Source organism: Paludisphaera soli (genome assembly GCF_011064595.1).
GTDB lineage: Bacteria > Planctomycetota > Planctomycetia > Isosphaerales > Isosphaeraceae > Paludisphaera > Paludisphaera soli.
In genome coordinates this window covers 1-9,011 of sequence record NZ_JAALJI010000064.1, presented here as the reverse complement: position 1 = coordinate 9,011, position 9,011 = coordinate 1, and the positions used below count along the sequence as shown (strand labels likewise).

Sequence of the window (9,011 nt, the reverse complement as noted above, 5' to 3'; positions counted from 1 at the left end):
ATCCGGAACATCGCCGTCTCCCCAGCGACCGTTTGTTGTAGCCCGACTCCTCCTGTCACGCCGCCCGACCGATCCGCCGGATGCGACGCGGGTTCTCCATCTCGATCGTCGGGCCGGCCGTGGGCCCGGGCGCCCTCCAGCAGCAACCGCTCCAGCTCCCGAAGCCGCTCGTCGGTCGGCCGGGGGCCGGGATGGGGCCTGGCGGCCAGGGCCTCGGGGGACTTCTCGGCCAGGGCGAGCCAGCGGTACAGCGAAGTCCGGCCGACGCCCAGGATGTGGGCGACGACGGTAGGCGACTCCCCCCGCTGCATCAGCTCGACGGCGTGGCGACGGCGACGTTCCAACTCCTGGGCGGTTCCGACGGGTCTCATGCCCTTACTAAGACGGAAGCTGCCCGAGTGTTCGTTTGACTACGCTGGAGTCAGTAAGGCGGGCGTTCTCGCCCTCGAGTTGCTCGAGGCGTTTGGCCTGGTCGAGCTTCATGCCGCCGTACTCTTCGCGCCAGCGGTAGTAGGTCTGCTCGGTGATGGCCAGGTCCTTGCAGACTTGGGCCAGGGCCGTGACCTCGGCCGTCTTGACCCCCGCCTCGCGGAGCTTGGCGATGATCTGCTCGGGCGTGTGGCGCCGCCGCTTCGCCATGGTGCGTCCCCTCCAGGATAAGACCGCGATCTTCAGATCGCGGCCGGACCGAGTGAAGGGGGCAAGGTTAGAGCATGCCTCGCGGCCGATCCGCGACCACTGCAGGGACCGGCGTCATCGTCGCTTCTTCGGGGCCGGGTTGTTGTCCATGTTCATGGTCCGGTCGTAGTCCTCGGCCCGAAAGACCGAGACGGTCTCCGCGCCGAGGACGATGTAGACGACCTCCTCATCCTTCGCGGGGGGCGTACGGACGAGCTTGACCGCGAAACGCTTGTCCGCTGCCGAGGGCTCCTCGCGGAGGATCTCGAAATCGGCCAGCTTGCGACCGGCGGCCCATTCGCCGTCCACGACGTTGATGGGCGGCGAGGACGTCGCCAGGTCGGCGGGCGTCTTGCCGGACTTCCAACTCGACAGGGCGGCTTCGAGCGCGGCCCGGGCGTCCTGCCGGCTGGGATTCACGCCGGGGTCGCCGCACCCCTGGAGGACGGCCGCCACCGCGAGGACGGCGCGCGAGAGGACGCGCCGCCAAGGTTCGTCTTTCATCGACTCTCGCTCCCCTCAGTACGCATCCGAGCTGAGCACTTCGCCGCCGTTTCGGGTGCCGAGCCCCCGCCACGTCGTCAGGGCGATCGAACTCTTGATGAAGCGGACCGAGCCGTCGCCGAGGAGGGTGTTGACCCCGCCGGGATGCTGGCTGGAGGGGGGGACCTGCATCGGCATGTTCGCCATGTTGCCCGGGAACCCGGTCCCGGCGCAGGTCTTCGCGTTGGGGACGTCGACGTGGTTGTAGCTGGTGCAGCACATCTCGCCCATCACCCAGCTCATCCCCTGACGCATGGTCAGCCGCGTCCCGGTGGCCGGGCTGGCGCCGCGGCAGGTCTGCAGGGTGTCGGCCAGCGACGTCACGGCGGGGATGATGATCGAGTCGGACCTGGCGTCGCGATCCCTGACGCCCGTTCCGCGGATCTTCTCGCTGATGAAGGCGGTGTTGCTCAGGCCGTCGGTGACGTCGGCCATGCGCACGCCGCTCAGGTAGTAGAAGACGCCGGAGATTTTCTCTCCGGGGGCGACGGTGCTGGGATTGTTCTCGCTGAGGTCGCAGGCCCACGTCTGCAGGTTGCCGACGTAATTGGTGCCCCCGGGCCAGTTCGATGCGGTGGGGCCGTCGGAAGGGCAGAGGAAGGAGTTGACCTGCGCCCGGCTCGCGGTGGCGTTGGCGCCGGGCGTCGTCGGGAAGGCGGGCATGAACGGGACGTCCCCGGCCATCCCGGGCGTCTCGGGGGGGAGGAGGAAGTTGATCGCGTTGAAGAGGTTCCCCTGCTCGACGAACTGCAGGAGCTGGCTGTGGGCGGACCAGCGGGCGTAGACCGGCGTCCCGGGCACGCTCACGGCGTAGGACGGACCCTTGCCGAAGGGGAGGACGGTGTGGGTGGAGATGTAGTTGTGGACCGCGATCCCCAGCTGCTTCAGGTTGTTGACGCACTGGGAGCGCCGGGCGGCTTCGCGGGCCGACTGGACCGCGGGCAGCAGCAGGGCGATCAGGACGGCGATGATCGCGATCACGACCAGGAGTTCGATCAGCGTGAATGCGCGGCTTCGGCGATCGTACATGCGATTCCTCCTCCGTCCCCGGGCCGGGGACGGCCGTTCGAGTCACTTCGCGGAGATTGGGACGCGGGCCGGGTTCAGGCGGCCGGCGGACGAAGTGGTCGATCCGGCGTGGGCGGCTGGTATTCATCGCGGAAGGCATGGCGGGCCAGGCGGCGCGAGCGGTCGGCGTCGATGAGTATCGCGAAGCCTCTCATCGGCGGGTCGCCGGGATGGAAGGCGGGCGTGAGGCCGTCGGCCAGGGGCTGCTCGACCGGGCTGGAGCAGGCGGGGCCGTCGCAGGGCTGCGAGGGAGCTTGCGGATCACGCGTCGCGGCCGGCGGTAGAACCCGGCCCCCAAAGCCCCAAACCGTCGCATCAAGGGCGTTCAGGGAGCCGAATGCCCTCTTCCCGTGGGTGCCCCGGCCGCAAGCGGCAGAGCAGTCGGCGCAGACGGCGAGGAAGAGGGCGGTCGTCGACCAGATCAGGGACAATCGGGTTGGGAGGTGAGCAGGCAAAGCGTCATCCCTCCCCGAGGTTTCAAAAGTCACTGATCTCGGCGCCGACTTGGCCGATCGATCGCGCGAGTATACCATGCACCTTTCGGGGCGACAATTCACACCTTATCGTCCGCGACGGGGTAGGCCAGGCATGGTGCGGCCAACGCGAGGGCCGGGCGTCTCGACCTCGGTCGCCTGCCTGCTCCTCGGCCTGGGGCTCCTGGCCGGCTGCCGCGGCGAGCCCGAACCGATGCGGCCGCCGGGGGTCGAGCTGGCGAAGTCGTCGCTCGCGAGGGTGCTCGGAGCCTGGAAGGCGGGGCGGAGGGACGGCGGTGGATTGATCGGATCGTCGCCCGCGGTCGGCGTCGTGGACGCCCTCCAAAGGGAGCGGCCCCTCGCCGAATTCGAGATCGTGGGGGCGTTGTTCCCGATGGCCGAGGCCAGGCCGTTCGCCGTCCGGCTGACCCTGGACTCCCCCCGCGAGGTGGTCACGGCCCGCTACGTCGTGCTCGGCGCCGACCCGATCTGGGTCTTCCGGCAGGAGGACTATGACCTGATCCTGCACTGGGAGCACAAGATGACTCAGGACGAGGTCGAGGGGACGCCGCCCGCGAAGGAGCATCCCGGCCCCGACACGCATTGAGGAGCGACGCGATGGAAACGAAATCCCCCATCCCGGAGACGCCCGCCCGGGCGGTCCCCCGGGGGCTGCGTCGGCTCGTCGCGGGGGCCCGGATCGCCGCCGCCCGCCTCCGATTCCTGGCCGTCTTCGCGGCCGTCTTCGCGATCATCGGGAGTTGGGAGACCATCCGTACCTACAGCGCGAGGCTGATTCGGACGACGGCCCCTGAGTCGGGCGTTTCTTCGGACACGGAATACTTCTGCCCGATGGACCCGGGCGTCGTCGGCGACTGGCCCTCGAAGTGCCCGGTCTGCAACATGTCCCTGGTCGTGCGTAAGCGGGGAGAGGCCGCGGCGCTGCCGGAGGGCGTGCTGGCCAGGATGCAGCTTACCCCCTACCGCCTCTGGCTCGGGGGCGTCGCCGCGACGCCCGTCGATTACGAGGCCCTGTCGCGGACGATCGACCTCCCGGGCGTCGTCGTCCGCCCGGGGCGGATCGAGGCCGCGGCCTTCTCGCGCGAGCTCGAAGGGGTCGTCTCGGGACAGGCGGCCGAAGTCTCGCCCGTCGGCGACCGGTCCGTCCCGCCCCGGTCCGGCCGGGTTGCGGCGGTGCCGGCCCCGGACGCCGACCGCGTCGCGACCGCGATCCTGCCGATCGACCTGGATGCGGGGGCGGGGGGTTTCCCGCCCGGAGGCCGCGTCGCCGTGCGTCTCCGAAGGCCCGTCGAGGAGCTGGAGCCCTTCCGGAGCCAGCCCAGCCGGCCGCCGGAACTGGTGGCGGGCGAGCCCCGGCGGCTCTTCGCCTGCATGACCCACCCCGACGTGGTCAGGGCGGCCCCCGGGGCCTGCCCCAGGGACCAGACGGAGTTGATGGGCCGGACCCTCCGCGACAATCAGAGGGTGCGCTGGTGGTGCCCCATGCACCCCGAGGTGACGTCCGAGCGGGCGGGGGCGAAGTGCGACCCCTGCGGCGGGATGATCCTCGTGCCTCGCCTGATCTCTTACCGCCTCCCCGGCACCGTGCTGGCGGTCCCGGCGTCCGCCGTGATCGACGACGGGACGCAGTCGCTCGTGTACGTGGAGTCGGGCCCGGGGATGTTCGACGCCAGGGCCGTGACGCTCGGCCCTCGCTGCGGGGCCGCGTTCCCGGTCGCCTCCGGGCTCCAGCCGGGAGAGAGGGTCGTCGCCCAGGGGGCCTTCCTGGTCGACGCCGAGACGCGGCTGAACCCGAGCCTCGCCGCCGGCTACTTCGGCGCGGGAGTCGGAGGCCGAGCCGGCGAACCGGCCGCCCCGGCATCCTCGCCGGCCTCGACGCCGGCTTGGCTGGAGGGCCTGGCGAGCGACGATAGGCCGCGGGCCCTCCGCCAGAAGACGTGCCCCGTGACGGGGAAGCCCCTGGGCTCGATGGGGACGCCGGGGAGGCTGGAGGTCGGCGGCGAGGTGGTCTTCGTCTGCTGCGACGGCTGTTCCCCGGCGATCGAGGCCGCCCCGGAGAAGTATTTGGCGAAGATCCGCCGGGCGGGGGCCGAGCCTTGATCGGCCGCATCATCGCCGCGTCGATCCGCCATCGCGTCGCGGTCGTCCTGGCGACGCTCGCGCTCGCCGCCTGGGGGGCGTACTCCATCCGAGTCGCCCCGATCGACGCGATCCCCGACCTCTCCGAGAATCAGGTCATCGCCTACGCGGAGTGGCCCGGCCACGGCCCCGGCGAGGTCGAGGACCAGGTCTCCGCCCCGCTCCGACTGGAGCTGAACGGCATCCCCGGGGTCAAGGCCGTCCGGTCCTCCAGCGACTTCGGGGCCTCGACCCTCTGGGTGATCCTGGAGGATTCGGCCGACCCCACCGAAGTCCGGCGGGCGCTCGCCGAGCGGCTCGCGAACATGGACGCGATCGACCGCCTGCCGGCCGGCGTCCGGCCCCGGCTCGCCCCCGACGGCCCCGCGACCGGCCAGATCTTCTGGTACACGGTCGAGGGGGGCGCGCTCGACCTCGGCCGATTGCGCGCCGTGCAGGACTGGTACGTGAAGCCCCAACTCGCGGCGGTCCCCGGGGTGGCGGAGGTCGCGAGCGTCGGGGGGATGGCCGCCGAGCTCCAGGTCGAGGCCGACCCGACCCGGCTGCGCGCCCACGGCGTCGCCCTGCCGGACCTCGTCGCCGCGGTCGCGGCCTCCAACGGGTCGAGCAGCGGCGGGGTCCTGCATCGGTCCAACGCGGAGTTCGTCGTCAGGGGCGTCAACTGGATCGGCCTCCGAGAGGGTGGGTTCCGCGTCGAGGACGCCCTCGACGACCTGGGCCGCGTGGTCGTGCCCACCATCGACGGCCGCAACGTCCTGCTCGCCGACGTCGCCACCCCCGCCTTCGGCCCCCAGCCGCGCCGGGGGGCCCTGGAGAAGGACGGCGTGGAGGCCACCGGCGGCGTCGTCCTGATGGCGCGGGGGGCCAACCCGCTCGCGGTCACGGAGGGCCTGAAGGCCAGGATCCGCGAGCTAGCGGCGGGCCTCCCCCAGGGCGTGCGGATCATCCCGATGTACGACCGGACGCCCCTGATCCGCGGGGCCGTGGACACCGTCTCCGGCACGATCGTCGAGGCGATGGTCTCGGCGACGCTCTGCATCATCCTGATCCTCCGCCAGGCCCGCGCCGCCTTGATCATCGCCCTGACCCTGCCGCTCTCGGTCCTCGGCTCGTTCGGCGCCCTGGAGGCCCTGAGGCTGCTGGGGTGGGCCGACGTCCAGGAGAACGCCATGTCGCTGGCGGGGCTGGCGATCTCGATCGGCGTCCTGGTCGACTCGGCGATCGTGATGACCGAGAACGTGCTGCACGCGAGGAGCCGCGGTCCGGCCGGCCGTCCCGACGACGGGCGGGACCTGCCGGTCGTGGAGGCGGCCTGCCGCCAGGTGGGGCGGCCGATCGTCTTCGCGATCCTCATCATCCTGCTGTCGTTCCTGCCGGTCTTCGCGCTCGGGGGCCTGGAAGGGCGGATGTTCCGGCCGCTGGCCGCGACGAAGACGCTGGCGATGGCGGCGTCGGGGCTGCTGGCGATCACCTTCGTCCCCGCACTCTGCTCGATCCTGCTCGGTGGCCGGGCGAGGCCCGAGACCGACAGCCCGATCGTCCGGGGCGTGATCGAGGTCTATCGTCCGGTCCTGGACTACCTGCTCGACCGGCCCGCCCCCCTGTTCTGGACGCTCGGGGCGACCTTCCTCGCGGCGGCCGCCGCCGTCGGCTCGCGACCTCCCTTCCTCGCGGTCCTGGCGGTCTCGCTGGCCGCCGTGGGCCTGGGTGCCCGGAGCGGGGCGGGGAAGTCGCTCGGCATGGCGTCGCTCGCGGCCGTCGGCCTGATCGCCCAGGGGACGATGGAGCCGCTCGGGCGCGAGTTCCTCGCGCCTCTGGACGAAGGGACGGTCATGGACATGCCGATCTCGATCCCGCGCGTCCCGATCTCCCAGGGGGTGGACGACCTGAAGGCCCGCGACATGGTCCTCTGCCGATTCCCCGAGGTCGCCATGGTCGTGGGCAAGCTCGGGCGGGCCGAGACCCCCACCGACCCGGCACCGCTCGACATGATCGAGACCATGGTCGACTTCCACCCCCGCGAGTTCTGGCCGGCTCGCTCGCTCGCCTCTGGCGCCGCGGAGCGTCAGGTGGAGGCCGTGGCCCGCGTTATGGAACGCAAGGGGCTCATCGCGCGCGTCGACGCGGGGAAGCTCGCGGAGGCCGCCGCGTCGACCCGCCTGCTCTTCGAGGTCCAGATGAGGGAGTACGCTTACCAGCGGAATCGGGAGCTGTTCCGATCGCCCGATTTCGACGAGGCGAGGTGGCGGCTCGACGGCCTCTCGCCCGGCGCGCTCGGCCGCTGGCGCGAGCACGTCCGCGCGGTCGACGCCCAGCTCTTGGAAAGGGCGCCCGGCCTGTTCAACCGGATCGCGATCGAGGAGTTGATCGCCGTCGGCGAGCCGGCCGATCCCCGGCTCGGACGCTACGTCACGGACCTGAAACGCCTGAGGGCCGCGACGACGGCCGCCGCACACCACGTCGTCGCCGAACCGGGGCGGGCCATGTCGAGAGCCGCCGCCATGCCCCCGGGGCTGGAGCCTCGGCCGGAGCTCGACGCCGTCCAGGAGGAGACGACGGCCCCGTTCGCACGCGGGCTGGTGCTCTGGCGGAAGACGCGCGAGGACCTGCTCGGCTTCGGGGGCGAGTTGGACCGAGCGGTCCCCATGCCGGGGTGGACGAACGTCTGGACCATGCCGATCCAGAACCGGGTCGACATGCTCGCGACCGGCGTCAATACGTCGGTCGGCATCCGCGTCCTCGGCCGCGACGTCGCCGAGGTGGCGGAGGTCTCCAAACGCGTCGCCGCCGCGGTGAAGTCGATCCCCGGGGCCGCCGACGTCTTCGCCGATCCGATCCGCGGCAAGGGGCTCATCGAAGTCCGGGCGGACCGGTCGCGGGCCGAGCGGCGAGGCGTGAGCGTCGGCGAGATCAACGCCGTCGTGGAGGCGGCGCTCGGCGGGACGGTGGCCTCCACGGTGGTCGCGGGGCGCGAACGCATCCCCGTCCGCGTCCGCTACGCCCGCGCGTTCCGCGACGACGAGGAATCGGTGCGAGGCCTCCTCGTCCGTTCGCTGCCGCCGGGAGTCGCCGGGCCCCCCCGGCTCATCCCGCTCGACGAGGTCGCCGACGTCCGCGTCCTGGACGGACCGGCCACGATCAAGGGCGAGGGCGGCATGCCTCGCAACTACGTCCGGCTCAACGTCCGCGACCGCGACGTCTCCGAGTTCGTGGAGGAGGCGAGACGCGTGGTCCTCGACCGCGTCGCATTGCCCGAAGGCTGCTTCCTCGAATGGACCGGCCAATTCGAGCACGAATTGAGGGCGCGTCGGACGCTGGGCGTGGTCGTCCCCGTCGTCCTGGCCCTGATTTTCGGCCTCCTCTACTGGACTTATCGCGACCTCGCCGACGCGACGTTGATGATGCTGGCGGTCCCGGGGGCCATCGCCGGCGGGATCGTCTGCCAGTGGATCCTGGGCGCCAAGTTCTCAGTCACGGTCTGGGTCGGCTACATCGCCTGCTTCGGGATGGCCACGTCGACGGGCGTCATCATGCTCGTCTACCTCAGGGACGCCCTCGAGCGCGCCGGCGGCGTCGAATCCGTCGACGAGGAGGGCCTCCGACGGGCCGTACTCGACGGCGCGGTCCATCGCCTCCGGCCGAAGCTCTTGACCGAGGCCACGTTGGTCCTCGGCCTCGCCCCGATGCTCTGGGCGGGCGGCGTCGGCGGGGAGGTCATCCGCCCGATGGCGGCCCCGGTCCTCGGCGGCATCCTCGTCGCGGACGAGGTGATCGACCTCTTCCTGCCGCTGCTCTTCTATCACGTCCGCAGACGACGACTGCGGCGTCTTGCGCCCCCCGCCGCACGCTTCGCCGCCGAGCCCGCGGCCCTCTGATCCAGCAGCTGGCGATCCCGCCTCGTAAGGATCGAAGGCCTGCACCGCGCCTCGACGAGCCGAAGAGACGCCCCTCATACGGACTCTATTTAGTTTCGACGCCGCTCGCGCGTCAGATACGGGGCGGCGCAGACCGACTTGATCAGCTCGGGGTCGGCCAGGGCGACGTCCATGGCGGCGACGGCGGCCCCCATCAGGTCCTCCCACGTCGGGT

The 9,011-nt window shown here is 71.5% G+C and carries 7 protein-coding genes; 3 read left to right on the top strand and 4 right to left on the bottom strand.

Annotation, left to right across the window (positions count from 1 at the left end; genetic code table 11):
* The 4 genes from G6O68_RS30915 to G6O68_RS30900 form a co-directional block, all read right to left on the bottom strand.
* Positions 1 to 371 (bottom strand): helix-turn-helix domain-containing protein (locus tag G6O68_RS30915; RefSeq protein WP_165253473.1); only part of this gene is annotated, 371 nt, incomplete at its 3' end.
* Between the two features lie 7 nt (positions 372 to 378).
* A complete protein-coding gene (locus G6O68_RS30910; RefSeq protein WP_165253471.1) occupies positions 379 to 639 on the bottom strand; it encodes a transposase in 261 nt (86 codons plus the stop codon).
* A gap of 114 nt (positions 640 to 753) precedes the next feature.
* On the bottom strand, positions 754 to 1,182 hold the full coding sequence (locus tag G6O68_RS30905; protein ID WP_165253469.1) for a hypothetical protein: 429 nt from the start codon (positions 1,180 to 1,182) through the stop codon (positions 754 to 756).
* 15 nt (positions 1,183 to 1,197) lie between these two features.
* Positions 1,198 to 2,250, bottom strand: coding sequence for a DUF1559 domain-containing protein (locus G6O68_RS30900; RefSeq protein WP_165253467.1), 1,053 nt, complete (start codon positions 2,248 to 2,250; stop codon positions 1,198 to 1,200).
* A 627-nt stretch (positions 2,251 to 2,877) separates the two neighbouring features.
* Here G6O68_RS30900 and G6O68_RS30895 point away from each other — a divergent pair.
* Genes G6O68_RS30895 through G6O68_RS30885 form a run of 3 tightly spaced genes read left to right on the top strand, consistent with a single transcriptional unit; the run spans position 2,878 to position 8,797 of the window.
* Positions 2,878 to 3,369, top strand: coding sequence for a hypothetical protein (locus G6O68_RS30895; RefSeq protein ID WP_165253465.1), 492 nt, complete (start codon positions 2,878 to 2,880; stop codon positions 3,367 to 3,369).
* An 11-nt stretch (positions 3,370 to 3,380) separates the two neighbouring features.
* Positions 3,381 to 4,883, top strand: coding sequence for a heavy metal-binding domain-containing protein (locus G6O68_RS30890; RefSeq protein WP_165253463.1), 1,503 nt, complete (start codon positions 3,381 to 3,383; stop codon positions 4,881 to 4,883).
* The gene (locus tag G6O68_RS30885) at positions 4,880 to 8,797 is read left to right on the top strand and encodes an efflux RND transporter permease subunit (protein ID WP_165253461.1); all 3,918 of its coding nucleotides are present in this window, start codon (positions 4,880 to 4,882) and stop codon (positions 8,795 to 8,797) included. Before G6O68_RS30890 ends, G6O68_RS30885 begins: the two co-directional genes overlap by 4 nt.
* The last annotated feature ends 214 nt before the right edge of the window (positions 8,798 to 9,011 follow it).